At 72.9% G+C, this 17,265-nt stretch carries 17 protein-coding genes; 6 read left to right on the forward strand and 11 right to left on the reverse strand.

Annotated elements, in window-relative coordinates:
• Positions 1-12: 12 nt before the first annotated feature.
• The 5 genes from araD to G9272_RS11750 form a co-directional block, all read right to left on the reverse strand.
• Positions 13-1,758, reverse strand: a complete 1,746-nt coding sequence (gene araD, locus G9272_RS11730; RefSeq protein ID WP_171396511.1) for an L-arabinonate dehydratase — start codon at positions 1,756-1,758, stop codon at positions 13-15.
• Positions 1,755-2,666, reverse strand: coding sequence for a dihydrodipicolinate synthase family protein (locus G9272_RS11735; protein ID WP_171396512.1), 912 nt, complete (start codon positions 2,664-2,666; stop codon positions 1,755-1,757). The genes araD and G9272_RS11735 overlap by 4 nt, the downstream gene beginning before the upstream one ends.
• A complete protein-coding gene (locus tag G9272_RS11740) occupies positions 2,663-3,343 on the reverse strand; it encodes a GntR family transcriptional regulator (protein ID WP_171396513.1) in 681 nt (226 codons plus the stop codon). Before G9272_RS11740 ends, G9272_RS11735 begins: the two co-directional genes overlap by 4 nt.
• 178 nt (positions 3,344-3,521) lie before the next feature.
• Positions 3,522-4,283 carry an MBL fold metallo-hydrolase gene (locus tag G9272_RS11745; RefSeq protein WP_171396514.1) on the reverse strand — a complete coding sequence of 254 codons (762 nt, stop codon included), beginning with the start codon at positions 4,281-4,283 and terminating at the stop codon, positions 3,522-3,524.
• A gap of 84 nt (positions 4,284-4,367) precedes the next feature.
• Entirely contained in the window at positions 4,368-4,961 is a 594-nt protein-coding gene (locus G9272_RS11750; RefSeq protein ID WP_171396515.1) for a TIGR03086 family metal-binding protein, read from the reverse strand.
• A 201-nt stretch (positions 4,962-5,162) separates the two neighbouring features.
• Here G9272_RS11750 and G9272_RS11755 point away from each other — a divergent pair, with 201 nt between their 5' ends.
• Positions 5,163-6,401, forward strand: coding sequence for an MFS transporter (locus G9272_RS11755; protein ID WP_171396516.1), 1,239 nt, complete (start codon positions 5,163-5,165; stop codon positions 6,399-6,401).
• Here G9272_RS11755 and G9272_RS11760 read toward each other — a convergent pair.
• A complete protein-coding gene (locus G9272_RS11760; protein ID WP_171396517.1) occupies positions 6,338-7,513 on the reverse strand; it encodes a hypothetical protein in 1,176 nt (391 codons plus the stop codon). The genes G9272_RS11755 and G9272_RS11760 overlap by 64 nt on opposite strands.
• Positions 7,514-8,455: a 5-dehydro-4-deoxyglucarate dehydratase gene (locus G9272_RS11765; protein ID WP_253267777.1), complete on the reverse strand. Its 942-nt coding sequence runs from the start codon at positions 8,453-8,455 to the stop codon at positions 7,514-7,516.
• A 239-nt stretch (positions 8,456-8,694) separates the two neighbouring features.
• On the opposite strand from G9272_RS11765, the gene G9272_RS11770 reads away from it, so the two are divergent.
• From G9272_RS11770 to G9272_RS11780, 3 genes are all read left to right on the forward strand, one after another.
• Positions 8,695-9,519 carry an NAD-dependent epimerase/dehydratase family protein gene (locus G9272_RS11770; RefSeq protein WP_171396519.1) on the forward strand — a complete coding sequence of 275 codons (825 nt, stop codon included), beginning with the start codon at positions 8,695-8,697 and terminating at the stop codon, positions 9,517-9,519.
• Positions 9,520-9,776: 257 nt separating this feature from the next.
• The gene (locus G9272_RS11775) at positions 9,777-10,547 is read left to right on the forward strand and encodes a DeoR/GlpR family DNA-binding transcription regulator (RefSeq protein ID WP_171396520.1); all 771 of its coding nucleotides are present in this window, start codon (positions 9,777-9,779) and stop codon (positions 10,545-10,547) included.
• A gap of 207 nt (positions 10,548-10,754) precedes the next feature.
• Positions 10,755-11,942 (forward strand): TerD family protein, encoded by a 1,188-nt coding sequence (locus G9272_RS11780; protein WP_171401945.1) that lies wholly within the window; start codon positions 10,755-10,757, stop codon positions 11,940-11,942.
• A gap of 73 nt (positions 11,943-12,015) precedes the next feature.
• Here the strand turns inward: G9272_RS11780 and G9272_RS11785 are convergent, their stop codons facing one another.
• The gene (locus G9272_RS11785; protein ID WP_171396521.1) at positions 12,016-12,588 is read right to left on the reverse strand and encodes a TetR/AcrR family transcriptional regulator; all 573 of its coding nucleotides are present in this window, start codon (positions 12,586-12,588) and stop codon (positions 12,016-12,018) included.
• A gap of 166 nt (positions 12,589-12,754) precedes the next feature.
• Here G9272_RS11785 and G9272_RS11790 point away from each other — a divergent pair, with 166 nt between their 5' ends.
• Positions 12,755-14,254 carry an MFS transporter gene (locus G9272_RS11790; protein WP_171396522.1) on the forward strand — a complete coding sequence of 500 codons (1,500 nt, stop codon included), beginning with the start codon at positions 12,755-12,757 and terminating at the stop codon, positions 14,252-14,254.
• Between the two features lie 79 nt (positions 14,255-14,333).
• On the opposite strand, the gene G9272_RS11795 is transcribed toward G9272_RS11790, so the two are convergent.
• Together G9272_RS11795 and G9272_RS11800 are read right to left on the reverse strand one after the other, a co-directional pair.
• Positions 14,334-15,350, reverse strand: coding sequence for a 1-aminocyclopropane-1-carboxylate deaminase (locus G9272_RS11795; RefSeq protein ID WP_171396523.1), 1,017 nt, complete (start codon positions 15,348-15,350; stop codon positions 14,334-14,336).
• A 54-nt stretch (positions 15,351-15,404) separates the two neighbouring features.
• Entirely contained in the window at positions 15,405-16,067 is a 663-nt protein-coding gene (locus G9272_RS11800; protein WP_171396524.1) for a GntR family transcriptional regulator, read from the reverse strand.
• A gap of 87 nt (positions 16,068-16,154) precedes the next feature.
• Between G9272_RS11800 and G9272_RS11805 the strand changes: the two genes are divergently transcribed.
• Positions 16,155-16,775 carry a TetR/AcrR family transcriptional regulator gene (locus tag G9272_RS11805; RefSeq protein ID WP_171396525.1) on the forward strand — a complete coding sequence of 207 codons (621 nt, stop codon included), beginning with the start codon at positions 16,155-16,157 and terminating at the stop codon, positions 16,773-16,775.
• A 75-nt stretch (positions 16,776-16,850) separates the two neighbouring features.
• Here the strand turns inward: G9272_RS11805 and G9272_RS11810 are convergent, their stop codons facing one another.
• Complete coding sequence (locus G9272_RS11810; RefSeq protein WP_171396526.1) at positions 16,851-17,159, reverse strand: muconolactone Delta-isomerase family protein; 309 nt, start codon at positions 17,157-17,159, stop codon at positions 16,851-16,853.
• Positions 17,160-17,265: the final 106 nt, after the last annotated feature.

Raw genomic sequence — 17,265 nt, forward strand, 5'->3', positions numbered from 1 at the left:
ACGTGCGGTGGTTCAGCCCGCGTACGGGTCCGCGACCTTGCCCGGGCGGGCCAGGAACTCGAAGTCGCAGCCGGTGTCGGCCTGGGTGATCTGCTCGTTGTAGAGCGCGCCGTAGCCGCGCTCGTACCGGACGGGCGGCGGCGTCCACTCCGCCCGACGCCGCTCCAGCTCCTCGTCGTCCACGTTGAGCCGGAGCGAGCGGGCCTCGACGTCGAGGGTGATGGAGTCTCCCGTGCGCACCAGGGCGAGCGGGCCGCCGACGTACGACTCGGGTGCCACGTGCAGGACGCACGCGCCGTAACTCGTCCCGCTCATCCGGGCGTCGGAGATCCGCACCATGTCCCGCACCCCCTGCTTGAGCAGGTGGTCGGGGATGGGCAGCATGCCGTACTCGGGCATGCCCGGGCCGCCCTTGGGGCCGGAGCCCCGCAGCACCAGGACGGTGTCGGCGGTGATCCCCAACTCCGGTTCGTTGATGGTGCGTTGCATGGTCCGGTAGTCGTCGAAGACGACCGCGGGACCGGTGTGCCTCAGCAGGTGCGGCTCGGCGGAGATGTGCTTGATGACGGCGCCGTCCGGGCAGAGGTTGCCGCGCAGGACGGCGACCCCGCCCTCGCTCGCGACCGGGTCGTCCCGGCGGCGGATGACGTCGTCGTCGTGCACCTGGGCGCCGGCGAGCTGCTCGCGCAGCGTGTCGTACGAGACGGTCGGGCGGTCCAGGTGGAGCAGGTCCGGGATCCGGGAGAGGAAGCCGGGGAGTCCGCCCGCGAAGTGGAAGTCCTCCATGAGGTACTTCTGGCCGCCGGGCCGCACGTTGGCGAGCACGGGGACGGTCCGGGCGACGCGGTCGAAGTCGTCGAGGGTGAGCTTGACGCCGGCGCGGCCCGCCATGGCGATGAGGTGGATCACGGCGTTCGTCGAACCGCCGAGACCGAGGACGGTCGTCACCGCGTCCTCGAACGCGTCCCGGGTGAGGATCTCGCTCAGCCTGCGGTCCCGGTGGACCAGTTCGACGATGCGCAGGCCCGCGGCGGCCGCCATCCGGTCGTGCCCGGAGTCCACGGCCGGGATGCTCGACGCGCCCGGAACCGTGACACCCAGCGCCTCCGCGGCGGCCGTCAGCGTGGACGCCGTACCCATCGTCATGCAGTGGCCCGGCGAGCGCGCGAGGCCGCTCTCCAGCTCGGCCAGCTCGCAGTCGCCGATGAGGCCGGCCCGCTTGTCGTCCCAGTACTTCCACATGTCGGTGCCCGAACCGAGGACCTCGTTGCGCCAGTGGCCCGGCAGCATGGGCCCGGCGGGGACGAAGACCGTCGGCAGGTCGACGCTGGCCGCGCCCATGAGCAGCGCGGGTGTCGTCTTGTCGCAGCCGCCCATCAGCACGGCCCCGTCGACGGGATAGGAGCGCAGCAGCTCCTCGGTCTCCATCGCGAGCAGGTTGCGGTAGAGCATCGGGGTCGGCTTCTGGAAGGTCTCGCTCAGCGTGGAGACCGGGAACTCCAGCGGGAAGCCGCCCGCCTGCCACACGCCCCGCTTCACGGCCTGCGCGCGGTCGCGCAGGTGGACGTGGCAGGGGTTGATGTCCGACCAGGTGTTGAGGACGGCGATGACCGGCTTGCCGAGGTGCTCCTCGGGGAGGTAACCGAGCTGGCGGGTGCGGGCGCGGTGGCTGAAGGAGCGCAGGCCCTCGGCGCCGTACCACTGGTGGCTTCTGAGGTCCTCCGGGCGCTTGCGAGCTTGATCTTCGAAGCGCTTCATATGGACCATCCGGCGGCTATCGCGGCGACCTCGGCCCGCTCTTCCTCGGGCAGCGGCCGGCTCGGCGGGCGGACCTCGCGACGGCACAGGCCAAGGGAGGCAAGGGCTTCCTTGACGACGGTGACGTTGTTGGCGGAACCGTTGGCCGCGCGGAGCTCCTCGAAGCGTCTGATCTGTTCCCACACCTTCATCGCGGCCGGATAGTCCCCTGATCGAAGCGCTTCGATCATGTTCAGCGAAACGGCCGGGGCGACGTTCACGAGCCCGGAGGTGAAGCCGGTGGCGCCCGCGGAGAAGTAGGAGGGGGCGTACGGCTCGGCGAGGCCGGCCACCCAGACGAAGCGCTCCAGGCCCGCGTCCCGCGCGAACGCGGCGAAGCGCGAGGCGTCCGGGACGGCGTATTTGACGCCGATGACGTTCGGACAGGCGTCGGCGAGTTCGGCGAGGCGTTCGCCGCGCAGCTGCGCGTTGCGGATGTACGGGACGACGCCCAGCTCGGGCACCGCCGCGGCGATCTCCCGGTGGTAGTCGACCCAGCCGCTCTGCGACACGTACGGGTGGACGGGCTGATGGACCATCACCATCTGCGCGCCCAGCTCACGGGCGTGCCGGGCGGAGGCGACGGCGGTCGGTACGTCGTGTCCGACGCCGACCAGGATCGCCGCCCGTCCGCCGGCCACCTCGACGGTCAGCTCCGTGACCAGGCGGCGCTCTTCGGGGGTCAGGGCGTAGAACTCGCCGGTGTTGCCGTTCGGGGTGAGGGTGGTGATCCCGCCGTCGAGCAGCCGGCGCAGCAGGGCCCGGTGGACTTCGCCGTCGACGGAGCCGTCCTCGGCGAACGGGGTCACCGGGATGGCCACCACGTCGGCCAGGGCCGCACGCTGGGTCTCGAACGCCACGCTGCTCATTCCTGACCTTTCTCTGCCCGGGGCCCTTCATGGGCCTCCTGGGCGGTCTCGGGGAACGCCCGGTGCACGAACGACGCGATGTGGGCGTGCAGGGCGCCGGCCGCTCCGTCGGAGTCGCCGGCCAGGGCGAGCCGGAGGATCTCGCGGTGCTCACCGGCCTCCCGTTCCCAGGAGGGCGAGGCGGCCCAGGCGACGGCGGAGACCAGAGCGGCCTGGTCGCGCACCTCGTCGAGCATCCGGCCGAGCAGCGGGTTGCCGCACGGCAGGTACAGGGCGCGGTGGAACTCACGGTTGGCCAGCGACCGTTCGGCGGTGTCGGTCGCCTGGTCGGCCCTGGTCAGCGCCTCGCGGGCGGCGTCCAGGGAGGCTCCCCGCCGTACGGCCCGCTTGAGCGCCTCGGGCTCGAGGAGCAGGCGTACGTCGTAGACCTCGCGCGCCATGTCCGCGTCCACCATGCGCACCGTGACGCCCTTGTACTGGCTCATCACGACCAGTCCGGTGCCGGCCAGGGTCTTGAGCGCCTCGCGCACCGGGGTCTTGGAGACCCCGAACTGTGCGGCGAGCTCCGTCTCGACCAGGGCCTGGCCGGGCGTGAGCCGACCGGTGAGGATGCGGCGTTTGATCTCCTCCAGCACGTACTGCGTGCGGGACGGGATCGGCGTGGGCACAGAGGTCATGCGCGCCTCTCGGATGTCGCGTATCTGATCTCGGATCTCGCGTATCGCGTCTCATATATGACGTACGAAGTACGACGCGTTGAAGGTAGGAGGGCCCCTGTGTTTCGTCAATGCTTCTGACAAAGGAAGTTGAGGTTGCCGAAGTGAGGCTGCCGGGACGGACGCGCCCCGAGTGGGGTCAGAAGGGGAGGGTCTCGCCCTCGCGAGCGGTCCGGGCGGGGCCCCCGAAGGCGACGGCGGCCCGGGCGGTCGCGGCCTCCCGGGTCAGCGTGGGCCCGACGTGGGTGATGTACAGCTCGCGCACCCCTGCCCTGCGGGCGGCGTCGCCGGCCTCCTCCGGCGTGAGATGCACCTGCTGCTCCCGTTCGCCTTCGCGATGGCTGTCGATGTCCGCCTCGCACAGGAACAGATCGGCGCCGGAGGCCAGTTCGGTGAGGGCCTCGCACGGTCCGGTGTCGCCCGAGTACGCGAGAACGCTCCCCTGGCACTCGGCCCGCAGTCCGTAGGCCTCGGTGTCGTGCACCACCGCGCGCGAGCTGAGGCGCAGGTTCCAGTGCCGCACGGTGTGCCCGTCGAACAGGGCCCGGAAGTCGAAGACCCCGCTCAGGAACCGTACGTCCGGCCGGCCGAAGAAGCCTGCGAGACGCCGGGCGCAGTCGAGCGGCGCGTAGACCGGGATCGGGGCCGGCGGGGTCATCCCTCCGTAGGCGAGGGCGTAGGCGGCGGCGAGCAGGTCGGCGCTGTGGTCGGCGTGCAGGTGCGAGATCCAGATCGCCGTGAGCCGGTCCGGATCCGTGTGCCGCTGCAACTCCGCGAACGTCCCGGGCCCCGCGTCCACCCACACCTCCGCCCCCGCACCGCGCAGCAGATAGCCGGAGCAGGGGCGGCCCGGCCTCGGGTGCGGAGAGGCGGTACCGAGGACGGTGAGGCTCAGGGGCATGGTGGGGAGCGTACGTTTCGGGGCCGCGGGACGCGCTGTGATTACGTTTGTCCACGGCAACCGCAGGGGCCGTCCACGCCCCGGCTAGCGGGTCCACCCCGGATCACGTCCGCTCAGTCCGACCGCCCGGTCGAGCAGCGGGGCGTCCGCCGGCACGGGCACGACGGGGCCGAAGATGCCGTCCCCACGGTCCGACTCCTCGGCGGCCGCCCGCAGGAAGCCGTGCGAGACCCGCAGCGCGGCCGGGTCGGGCGTGTACTCCTGGCCCGTGGCCCGGGCCAGGTCCCAGCCGTGGATCACCAACTCGTCGGCGGCGACGGCGCCCCCGACCGCGCCGGGCAGGTCCACGGCGCCCGCGCGGGTCATGCCGGTCCAGGCGGCCGGGTCGCGCCAGGCCTCGGCGAGTTCGTCGAGCACCTTGGGCAGCTCCTCGCGCCAGCCGGGGCCGATGTCCGGCGCGGCGGCGTCCGGCGCGGTGTCGGTCGTGGGGCCCAGGTCCTTGCGGGCGGCGTCCCGGAAGGCGACGGCGAGGCCGGTGAGGTGCCCGAGCATGTTGCGGACGGCGCAGCCCGGGCAGGGCGTCCCGTCCGCGAGCTGCTCGTCGCGGACGCCCTCCGCGAGACGCGCCACGATCAGGGTCTGCGGGCCGAGGTCGAGTGTGCTTGTCGTGTCGGTCATGAAGGGTGGACCGGTCGTGTCCTTGAAACTCATCGCACCCCGGCCTGCACGGGCGGTCCATGGTCTCGGCCCCAGGGCGGATGCCCTAGGCGCCCCAGGGGCGTGACCGACAGACTCCCGCGGATTCCGCCCCGCGGACGGTCGCGTACGGGGCAGTTGCCCGATGCCCGGGTGGCCGCCTCAGATCCACGATGACCAGGTATGACGAAGAACTGGTCCGTGGTGCGTGTCCTGCGGGACCGCGACGCGGCGCTCTACCTGGCCGCGTCGTCGGTATCCGGTTTCGGCACCTCGGCGCTCTGGCTGGCGTCCGGGGTGTGGGTCAAGGACCTCACCGGCTCGAACGGGCTCGCGGCGCTGTGCATGCTCGCCCTGTGGGCGCCCACCCTGCTCGGCCCGCTGCTGGGCACCCTCGCCGACCGGGTCCGCCGCAAGCCCCTGCTGATCGCGCTCGATCTGCTTCCGGCGGCCCTCCTGCCCACCCTCCTCGCCGTCGACTCCCCCGACGGGGTGTGGCTCCTGTTCGCGGTGCTGTTCGTGTACGGGGCGGCCTCGGTCGTGCACGACGCGGCCGAGTCCGCGCTCGTCGCCGCCGCCGTCGCCCCCGGCCTGCTCGGCGACTTCAACGGGCTGCGCTTCACGGCCGCCGAGGGCATGAAGCTGGTGGCCCCCCTGGCGGGCGCCGGCGTGTACGCGGTCTACGGCGGCCCCGCCGTGGCGCTCCTGGACGCGGCCTCCTTCGTGTGCGCGGCGGGGCTGTACGCGTGCGTGCGGGTCGGCGAGGAGCGGCCGCGGCCGGCCGGCGGACACTGGCGTGCGCAGACCGCCGAGGGCGCCCGCTTCCTGTGGGGCCACCCCGAGCTGCGCCCGCTGGTCCTGGCGGGCGGTGCGACGATGCTGTTCTCGGGCCTCGGCGGCCCGCTGGTCTACGCCGTCGTCGAGGGCCTCGGCCACTCCCCCGCGTACACGGGCACGCTCTACGCCGTCCAGGGCGCCGGTTCGGTCGTGGTGGGGCTGTTCTCGGGGCCCGCGCTGCGGCGGCTGGGGGAACGCCGGTTCGCCGGATGCGGGATCGCCCTCACCGCCGTCGCGGTCGCCGCACAGGCCGTTGCCTCGGATCCCGTGGCCCTGGTGTGCAGCGCGGCGATCGGGGCGGGGCTGCCCTGTGTGCTGATCGCCGCGCTGACCGCCGTACAGCGGGAGACGCCGGACGCGCTGCTCGGCCGGGCCACCGCGACGGCCGGCACGCTGATGTACGCGCCGACCGCCGTCGGCCTCGCGGCGGGCGCGGGCCTGGTCGAAGTCGTGCCGTACCGGCCACTGCTGGTGCTGCTGGCCCTGGCCCGGCTGACGGTCCTGCCGCTGCTGCGCGGCGCTCAGCGGGCGGCCAGCGCCTCGCGTACGGCCGCCAGGTCCCCGTCCGACGCCAATCCCGCGTGATAGAGCCGGACTTCGGTCGCGCCGAGTTCGCGTGCCCGCGCCATGTCGGCGGTGAGTGTCCCCGGGCTGCCGCCCATGCCGGAGACGACTCCGAAGTTGGCGGCGATGACCGCGCCCGCCCGGCCCTGCCCGGCGAAGGGGGCCAGCAGGCCGGGGCCGCCCGCGCAGGGCACGACGACCCCGTCCGCGACGGACAGGATGTGCGCCGGGTCGACGCCCGGGTTGGCGCCGACGTGGTAGGTCACGGGGTCGGCGTGCAACAGGACCTGGAAGCCGGCGGGCGCGGCGTCCCGTACCGCCCGCACGGCGCTCTCCTGGAGCGTGCGGGCGGTTTCGTCGCGCCACGCGCGCGTGGCCGCCGCCGTCTCCTCCCCGAGCAGCTTCTCGATCTCCGCCCAGCCTCCCCCGCCGTCCGGCGCCCCCTGCCACAGCGGCTCCAGCGCCTCCCGTACGGCGGCGGAGAGCGCCTCGGCGTCCAGGCCCCGCTCGCCGTAGCCGGCCCGGCAGGCGGGGCAGAAGCAGAGCGCCATCAGGTACTGGCCGGCCTCCCCGAGGCCGACGCCGCCGGTCTTGTCGTGGGCGTGCAGGTGCTGGAGCCCGTACCAGCCGAGGGACTCCAGTTCGGTGCCGCCCGCGCCGGGGCGTACGGCGGCCTCGGCGGCGAGGTCGACGAGGTACGCGCGCGTGGCGGGCTGGGCGATGCAGGGGGCCCACGGGTAGCGGTCGCCGTAGGCGTTGACGACCGAGGTGTCCGGATGCTCGGCGCCCAGCCGGGAGTTGTGCGCGAGGACCACCCAGGTGTGCACGTCGAGACCGGCCCGCGCGAGCGCTTCGGCGGCCTCGCCGTAGGCGTCGCCGGGGGCCCAGTCACCGGCCGGGTACGGGTGCAGGGCGCGGCCCTTCCAGCGGTCGCCGGCCGGATCCGTCGGGTACAGCACGGCCGCGTGCTCGGCGGTGACGATGCGGTGGCGCGGGTGGCGGGGGGTGAGGGCGCGGGTGGAGTGGTAGGCGGCGGCGAGGGTCACCTGATCCACGCCGAGCGCGGCGATCCGGGCGGCCGCCTCGGGGTCGCCGGTGACGTCCCAGGGATAGACGAATGTCGACGCCTTCACTTACTTGTCCTCCTCCAGCAGCGCGTAGCCGCGCTCGATCACCTGGGCGAGCTGCTTGACATGATCCTCGCTCGGTTCGTGCAGCGGCGGGCGCACCTCGCCCACGTCGAGGCCGCGCAGCCGGACCCCGGCCTTGACGAGGGAGACGGCGTAACCGCGGCCCTGGGCCCGCAGTTCGACGAACGGCCGGTAGAAGCCGTCGAGGAGTCGGTGGACGGTGGTGTCGTCGCCGGTGGTGAGGGCCCGGTGGAAGGCGAGGGCGATCTCGGGGGCGAAGCAGAACACGGCCGAGGAGTAGAGGGTGACGCCGAGGGCCCGGTAGGCGAGCTGGGTCTGTTCGGCGGTCGGCAGACCGTTGAAGTAGAGGAAGTCGCCGGGGACCTCGGTGCGGACGGCGCTGACGGTCCGCTGCATCAGGTCGAGGTCACCGAGGCCGTCCTTGAGGCCGATGATCCCCTCGGTGCGGGCGAGTTCGACGACGGTCTCGGGGGTGAAGACGGCGTTGTCGCGCTGGTAGACGATGACCGGAAGGGCGGTCGCGGCCGCCACCTCCCGGTAGTGGCGCAGCAGGCCCTCCTGGGCGGCGACGACGAGGTAGGGCGGCATGGCGAGCAGGCCGTCCGCCCCGGCCGACTCGGCCAGCCTCGCGTAGCGCACGGCGAGCGCGGTCCCGTAGCCGGCGCCCGCGACGACCGGCACCCGCCCGGCGGTCTCGGCCACGGCCGCCCGCACACAGGCCTCGAACTCCTCCGGGGCGAGCGCGTGGAACTCCCCGGTCCCGCAGGCCGCGAAGACTGCGGCGGCGCCCGCCTCGACGCCGCGGCGGACGTGCGCGCGGTAGGTGTCGAGGTCGAGGGAGCCGTCGGGGCCGTAGGCGGTGACGGGGAAGAACAGCGGTCCGCTGGGGACGCGCAGACGGTCGGCGAGCGGGGCTGACGTCACGGGCTCTCCCGGGTCCATAACGGGTCCATATTCTTGAGCAGCGTCCATATTCCTGAACGAGCTCACGCTAGGGTGCCCGATCGAGCCGGGTCAAGCGCGCCAACCCGCGAGACACCAGCAGTTTTGCCACTCCTGTAGGACACTTGACGGGCGCCGCCACCGCTCCTTAGCGTGTCCATGCATGTGAACCGTGGCCACACATGCATCCGCTTCTTCCAGTGATCCAAGGAGACCCGAGGATGCCCGCTCCGCGCACCGTCCTGCTCACCGGCGCCGCCGGCGGCCTCGGCACCCTGATGCGGGACCTGCTGCCCGACTACGGCTACGAGCTGCGCCTGCTCGACCTGCGTCCGATCGAGGACGCGCCGGAGGCGATCGTCGCGGACCTGGCCGACAGGGACGCGGTCCGGGAGGCCGTGCGGGGCGTCGACGCGATCATCCACCTCGCGGGCATCTCGCTGGAAGCCCCCTTCGAGAAGATCCTCGGCGCGAACATCGCGGGCACGTACAACCTGTACGAGGCGGCACGCGAGGAGGGCGTGCAGCGCATCGTCTTCGCCTCCTCCAACCACGCGGTCGGCTTCACCCCCCGCCCCCGGGCCGACGTGTCGCCCGACGAGGGTGAGCTGATCCCGATCGACACCCCGCGCCGCCCGGACACCTTCTACGGCCTGTCCAAGTCCTTCGGCGAGGACCTCGCCCAGCTCTACTGGGACAAGCACGGCCTGGAGAGCGTGTCGGTTCGCATCGGCTCCTGCTTCGCCGAGCCCACCAGCGTGCGCATGCTGTCGCTGTGGATGAGCCCGGCCGACGGCGCCCGCCTCTTCCACGCGGCCCTGACCGCCGAGAACGTCGGCCACACCGTCGTCTACGGCTCCTCCGCCAACACCCGGCTGTGGTGGGACCTCGGCACCGCGCGGGCGCTCGGCTACGAGCCGCAGGACGACTCCGAGCCGTACGCCGAGAAGCTGATCGCCGAGCAGGGCGAGCTGGACCCGGAGAACATCGCCCACGCCTACCTGGGCGGCCACTTCGTCAGCGACCCGCCGATCTGGCCGTACTGACCGGAGAACGGACCTCGGCGGGCGGGCACCGAACGGGCCCGCCCGCCGCCGTATCCGGGCACGCGCCCTGCCCTATCCCACCCGCCGCCCGGCTGCCCCGCAGGTCCGAGCCGGGCAGGCCGCACGGCAGACGGGCCCACCCGGGCGGTATCGGGCCCGCAACGGGCCTGGTCAGTGCCGCGCCCCCGCTGTAGAACTTCCCCCATGGGCCCCACCGGGCCCGAACGGGCAGGACAGCGGGAGAGCGAGGTGACGACATGACCCCCAGAACGGCGGAGGAGCGCCAGCGCGAGATCGTGCGCGCCGCGCGCGCCACCGGCGCGGTCGACGTCGCCACGCTCGCCACCGAACTGGGCGTGGCCAGGGAGACCGTACGGCGGGACCTGCGCGCCCTGGAGGAGCACGGCCTGGTACGCCGTACGCACGGCGGCGCCTATCCCGTGGAGAGCGCCGGCTTCGAGACGACGCTGGCCTTCCGCGCCACCAGCCATGTGCCCGAGAAGCGCCGGATCGCCGCCGCGGCGGCCGGGCTGCTCGGGGACGCCGAGACGGTCTTCGTCGACGAGGGCTTCACCCCGCAGCTCATCGCCGAGGCGCTGCCCAGGGACCGGCCGCTGACCGTGGTCACCGCGTCCCTGCCGGTCGCGGGCACGCTCGCCGAGACCGAGAACATGTCCGTACTGCTGCTCGGCGGCCGGGTCCGCTCCGGCACCCTGGCCACCGTCGACCACTGGACGACGAAGATGCTGGCCGGCTTCGTCGTCGACCTCGCCTACATCGGCGCCAACGGCATCTCCCGCGAACACGGTCTGACCACTCCGGACCCGGCCGTCGGCGAGGTCAAGGCGCAGGCCGTGCGGGCGGCCCGCCGGGTGGCCTTCGTGGGCGTGCACACCAAGTTCGGAGCGGTCAGCTTCTGCCGGTTCGCCGAGGTGGGCGCACTGGAGGCGATCGTGACGAGCACGCTGCTGCCGGCGGCCGAGGCCCACCGGTACTCACTGCTGGGGCCTCAGGTCATCCGGGTCTGAACCCCCGGGACCACCGACCCACGCGCGGCTGGAGACCGCGCGCCGGCCGGCCGTCTCCGGGACGGCGGCGAACGCGGACGGGCTGGAGCGGGTGGCGAAGGCGGGGTGCCGTAGGCCCGTGCCCCTGCCATGTCCCTGCCCGGACCCGTTCGGGTCCGGGTAAGGGAACGGCAAAGTGGTCTCGCTCGTTCACCCGGCATGACAGCTATGACCCCCGGCTCGAACATCCCTCTCTCCACCGCGCGCGTGACGGTGGACGTCGCCGCTCCGGTGCGGCTCGACGTTTCGGGCCTGCTGCTCACCGCCGACGGCAAGGTGCGCTCCGACGACGACTTCATCTTCTACAACCAGCCGAGCGGCCCCGGCGTGACCTACCGCTCCGGTGGCGGTGCGGCCCCCGACGCGATCATCGTCGACACCGCCGCGGTCCCGCCGGGCATCGAGAAGATCGTCGTCACCGCCAGCCCGGACGCCGCGGGGCAGACGTTCCAGGGCGTCGAACCGACGGCGACGATCCGCAGCGCGGACGACAACAGCGTGCTGGCCACGTTCACGCCCCCGCAGCTCGGTTCGGAGACAGCTCTGGTCGTCGTGGAGGTCTATCTCCGCAACGGCGCCTGGAAGGCCCGCGCGGTCGGCCAGGGGTACTCCGACGGCCTGGCCGGCATCGCCACCGACTTCGGGGTGACGGTGGAGGAACCGGCACCGGCCGCCCCGCCGCAGCAGGTCGCCGCACCGCCCGTGCCGCAGTCACCGGTGACCCCGGCGGCCCCGCCGATGCCCCCGGCACCGCCCGCCGCGGCACCCGCCGCCACCGGGAAGATCAACCTGGACAAGGGCCGGGTCAGCCTCCAGAAGAACCAGACCGTCTCCCTCGTCAAGGGCGGCCGCCCGCTGCTCTCGCAGGTCAAGATGGGTCTGGGCTGGGAGCCGGCGTTCCGCGGCAAGGACATCGACCTGGACGCCTCGGTCATCGCCTACGGTCCGCAGCGCAACCACATCGACAGCTGCTACTTCGGCAAGCTCTCCATCGTGAACGGCGCGATCAAGCACTCCGGCGACAACCTCACCGGCGAGGGCGGCGGGGACGACGAGGTGATCGTCGTCGACCTCGGCCGTCTCCCGCAGGAGGTGACCGGGCTGGTCTTCACGGTGAACTCCTTCTCCGGCCAGAAGTTCACGGAGGTCGCCAAGGCCTACTGCCGTCTCCTGGACGCCTCGACCGGCGAGGAGCTCGTCCGCTTCGACCTCACCGGCGCCGAACCGCAGACGGGCGTGCTGATGGCCAAGTTGATCAAGCAGTTCTCCGGCGAGTGGGAGATGACGGCCATGGGCGACTTCGTGAAGGCCCGCACCGTACGGAACATGGTGAAGCCGGGCGCCCAGGCCCTCTAGCCGCGCCCGGGCCTGCCCCGGCCCGCAGTCGTTCAGCCACGGGCGCCCGCCACCACGGGGGCGCCCGCTGTCGTCACCGCGCGGGCCGCAGTCCCTCCGTCAGCAGCGACACATACCGGCGGATGGCGCTGCGGTCCCCCTTCGCCAGCTCCGACGCCGTCGCCACCCCGTGCGCGAGGCGCAGTACGTCGATCGGCTCGATGTCCGGCCGCAGGGTGCCCTCCCGCTGCGCCGCCTCCACCAGCCGGGCCGCCGCCTCCTTCATGTTCGTGCCGCAGGCGGTGACCGCGGCCGCGCTGCCGTCCGTGACGGCGGAGCCCAGCAGGGACTTCATTCCGCGGACCTGGATCGTGCCGACGCACAGCTCGTTGAGCCACTCCACCAGCGCCTCGCCCGGCGGGAGCTCCTCGCCGAGTTCGTCGGCCCGCACGGCGAGCGCCTCGATCCGGTCGACGTAGGCCGCCTCCAGCAGCGCCTGACGCGTCGGGAAGTGCCGGTACAGCGTGCCGGATCCGACGCCCGCCCGCTTGGCGATGTCGTCGAGGGAGGCGCCCTCCCCATGCTCAGCGAAGGCCTCCGCCGCCACCTTCAGCAAGCGCTCGTAGTTGCGGCGAGCGTCCGCACGCATGGGCCTGACCTGCGTCATCCAGTTACTCCTTGCAAACCGGGGACTCTCTCCGTATTTTGGCAGACAATAAACGGAGACAGTCCCCGCTTACTGCGCTCGTCTCTGCGGGTCCACGACCAGGGTCTCTTCGTGCTGCCCGCATGTTCCACCACTTGACGCGGGGACACCAGACAGGGAGCACCCCATGTCCACGCCGTCCCCTTCCGCCTCGGCCGCTGACGCCTCGGCCGCTGATGCCTCGGCCGTTTCCGCCTCGGCCGCTTCTTCCCTTCCACCGGCGCCACCCGGACCGGCCGCCCGGCCGGGCGCCGTCCTCCTCGTGATCGTCACCGCCTATCTCATGGTCGGAGTCGACTCCACGGTCGTCAATGTCGCCCTCCCCGACATACGGCGTGACCTCGGCTTCTCCCCCACGGGGCTGTCGTGGGTGCTGAACGCCTACACCCTCGCCTTCGGCGGACTGCTGCTGCTCGGCGGACGCGTCGGCGACCTCCTCGGCCGCCGACGCACGCTCACCCTCGGCGTCCTGCTGTTCGCCGGCTCCTCTCTGCTCGGCGGCCTGGCCGGCGACGGCGGCTGGCTGCTCGCCGCCCGCGCCCTCCAGGGGGCCGGCGCCGCCCTCACCGCGCCCAGCACCCTCGCCCTGATCACCACCAACTTCCCCGAGGGCCCCCGCCGCCACCACGCCCTCGGCGTCTACTCCTCCACGGCCGGGATCGGCGCCTCCCTCGGCCTGGTCCTCGGCGGCATGCTCACCGCCTGGGCGTCCTGGCGCTGGGCCCTGCTGATCAACGTGCCCATCGGGATCGCGGTCGCCCTCGCCCTGCCCCGCTTCGTCACCGAGACCCCGCGCCACGCGGGCCGGTTCGACGCGGCGGGCGCCCTGACCGGCACCGCCGGGACGACCTCACTGGTGTACGCGTTCATCCGGGTCTCGCAGGAGGGGTGGAGCGACACCCTGGCGCTGCTCGGCTTCACCGGCGCGGCCGCCCTGCTCGTCGGTTTCGCCCTGATCGAGGCCCGCGCCGAACAGCCGATCATGCCGCTGGGGCTCTTCGCCGACCGCGACCGGGCGGGCGCCTACCTCGGCGTCCTGATGCTGCCCGCGGGCATGTTCGGCGCCTTCTACTTCCTCACCCTGATCAGTCAGGAGGTGCTGCGCTTCAGCCCCTTGCGCGCCGGTCTCGCCTTTCTGCCGATGACGGCGGTGATGTTCACGACCGTACGGTTCGTGCCGCGACTGCTGGCCCGCCTCGGCGCCAAGCCACTGATCCTGACCGGTATGACGCTGCTCGCCGGCTCGGGAGTCTGGCTGTGGCGGCTCGGCCCCGACGACGGCTATGTGGCGGGTCTGCTCGGCCCGCTGCTGCTGTTGGGCGTCGGCGTCGGCCTGGCCCTGATGCCACTGAACGCCACGATCCTCGCGAAGGTCGGGCCCGCGGAGGCCGGCGCCGCCTCCGGCCTGCTCCAGAGCTTGCAGTGGCTCGGCGGCACGCTCGGTCTGTCCGTGCTGGTCACGGTGTACGGCACGGCCACCCGGCACACGGCGGGCAGCCCTGCCGAGATCCTCACCCACGGCGCGACCCGGGCATTCGGCGCGGCCGCCCTGATCGCGCTGGCGGCCCTGCTGACGGCGGCCCTGGCGATCAGGGGCAGGCGGAGGATCCCGGCCCTGGGCGGCTAGGGGCGGCCGGCCGGACAGACCCTGGGCGGCTAGGGCCGACCGGTCGGACAGACCCTGGCAGAGCGCGCCGTGACAGGTCCTAGAACAGCGCGCTGTACGCGTTCAGTGCCGGCTGCCCGCCCAGGTGCGCGTACAGCACGGTGGAATCGCGGCCGATCTCGCCGCGCGCGACCAGGTCGACGAGCCCGGCCATCGACTTCCCCTCGTAGACGGGGTCGGTGACCATGCCCTCGGTGCGCGCGGCGAGCCGCATCGCCTCCAGGGTCGTCTCGTCCGGGACGCCGTAGACGCCGGCGTGGTACCGCTCGTCCAACTCGACGTCCTCGACGGTCAACTCGCGCTTGAGCCCGATGAGTTGCCCGGTGCGCTGCGCGATGCGGGCGATCTGCCCGCGGGTCTCGGTGGGCTTGGCCGAGGCGTCGATCCCGATGACGCGCCGGGACCGCCCGCCCGTCTCCTCCAGCGCGGCGAACCCGGCGACCATGCCGGCCTGCGTCGACCCGGTCACCGAACAGACGATCACGGTGTCGAAGAAGACGCCCGACTCCCGCTCCTGCTCGGCGACTTCGTACGCCCACCCGGCGAAGCCCAGCCCGCCGAGCGGATGGTCGGAGGCCCCGGCCGGGATGGCGTACGGCTTCCCGCCCGACTCCTCGACCTCCCTGAGCGCCAGCTCCCAGCTCTCCTTGAAGCCGATCCCGAACCCGGCCCGGACCAGGCGCACATCGGCCCCGGCCAGCCGGCTGATCAGGATGTTGCCGACCTTGTCGTACACGGAGTCGGGCCACTCCACCCAACTCTCCTGCACCAGCACGCACTTCAGTCCGGCGCGGGCGGCGACGGCCGCGACCTGACGGGTGTGGTTGGACTGCACCCCGCCGATCGACACGAGTGTGTCGCAGCCCTGCGCGAGGGCGTCGGCGACCAGGTACTCCAGTTTGCGGGTCTTGTTCCCGCCGTACGCGATCCCGGAGTTGCAGTCCTCCCGCTTCGCCCAGAGGGCGGCTCCGCCGAGGTGGGCGGTGAGCCGTTCCATCGGGTGCACCGGGGAGGGACCGAAGAGGAGGGGGTAACGCGCGTACGAGGAGAGGGACATGGGGCCTCCTGGAGCAGTGGGTCGCCTGGAGCAGTGGGTCGGTCGGTCACTCGGTCACTCGACCTCTGGGTCGTGGGAGTCGTCGGAGTCGGCGAGGTCCGCGAGGGTGCGCCAGATCTCCGCCGTGACGCGGACCGCCTCGTCCACGTCGCCGCCGGCGCAGGCCTCGATCAGCCGGCCGTGCAGTCCGGCCGAACGGCAGGTGCCGCCCTCGCCGAAGCGCCGTCGCTCCAGCCGCCGGATGAGGGGGGTGTAGCGGGCGACGGTGGCGGCCGCCGCGCGGTTGCCGGCGGCCCGGACGAGGACGTCGTGCAGCGCGTCGTCGGCGCGCAGGGCGGCGTCCACGTCCCCGGCCCGTACGGCGGCGGCGAACCGCTCGTTGGCCGCGCGCATCCCCTCGACGTCCGCCGCGAACAGCCGGGGTACCGCCACCCGGGTGGCCAGCTCGTGCATCGCGCCGACCACGGCCGCCGCGTCCCGTACGTCGGCGGCCACGACCGGGGTCACCCGTGTGTAGCTCTGCGGCTTGCTCTCCAGCAGCCCCTCGTCGACCAGCCGGGCGAACGCCTCCCGCACCGGCGCCCGCGACAGCCCTAGCCGCTCGGCGAGATCGGCGTCGCGCACCACCGCGCCGGGGGCGATGTCCCCGGCCACGATGGCGTCCCTGATCGCCGCGTAGGCGCGATCCCTGAGCAGAGTGCGTGGCACAGCCTCCATGAACTGAAATGTTAGATATCAGTCCGCCGGGCACGCAAGGCTCCGACGCACCCGGGAAAGTAGACGACCGGTCGTACACTCGGCCTCATGGGACGGACCAGCGATGCACGCGAGAAGATCCTCAGCGCCGCGCGGTCACTGATCGAGCTGCGCGGATACTCGGCGCTGGGTGTGGCCGAGATCTGCAAGACGGCCGGGGTGCCCAAGGGCAGCTTCTACTACTTCTTCGAGTCCAAGGAAGCTCTCGCGCTGACCGTCGTCGACGAGCAGTGGGCGGGCCAGCGACGCGCGTGGGAGCGGGTGCTGCACGGTGGGGCGGCACCGCTGTCCCGGCTGCGCCTGCTGTTCGAGGAGACCGAGGCCGGGCAGCGTGCCGGACAGCAGAGCTGCGGCACCGTGGCGGGGTGTCTGTTCGGGAACCTCACGCTGGAGCTGAGCAACCAGTCCGAGGCCGTCCGCGACCGCCTCCAGGGGATCTTCGAGGCGCAGGTCGAGATGGTCGAGTCGGTCGTCGCCGAGGCCCTCGGGCGCGGCGAGGTCTCCGTGACCGACACCCGGGCGGCCGCGCGGGCCCTGGTCGCGCAGCTCGAGGGGCAGGTCATGTTCGCCAAGCTCTACAACGACACCGACCGGCTCGGCCCCCTGTGGGCCAACTGCCTGGCGCTGCTGGGCGCCCCCGCACCGCGCGTGAGCGCGGCCGGCGCCTGAAAAGTCTCCGGCCCCGCTGCGGTCCGCGGCCACCTCTCCCGAGGCGGACCGCCGCAGCACGGCGGTCGGGTGCCGTCACGGTGTGCCGTCGGCACGGTCCGGGCCCGGGTCGTTGGGGTGGGACTGGAGCGCGGTGACGGTGAGGGTCATCCACGGGCGCAGCGGCAGCGTCCCGAGCACCTTCTCGTGGAGTTCCGCCTCGTCGGCGGCGCGCCAGACACCGATGCTGCGCAGTTCGCCGACCGGCCGCCAGAGCCGGGCCAGATGACCGGAGGCGGCCAGTTCGCGGGCTCGGACGGCTTCGGCGGCGCGCCGTTCGTCGACCTCGTCCTGCCCGGTGCCCTCGGGGACGGTGGTGGTGATCTCGACCAGGAACTCTCGCATGGTCCCGCTCCGCTCGGTGAGGATCGTGGCGGATCTCGGCGGCCGGACGCCGTCGCGCTCGCCCACCTCCATCGTCCGCCCGCCGACGCGCGGGCGACCACGTCCG

This window comes from Streptomyces asoensis (assembly GCF_013085465.1).
Lineage (GTDB): Bacteria > Actinomycetota > Actinomycetes > Streptomycetales > Streptomycetaceae > Streptomyces > Streptomyces cacaoi_A.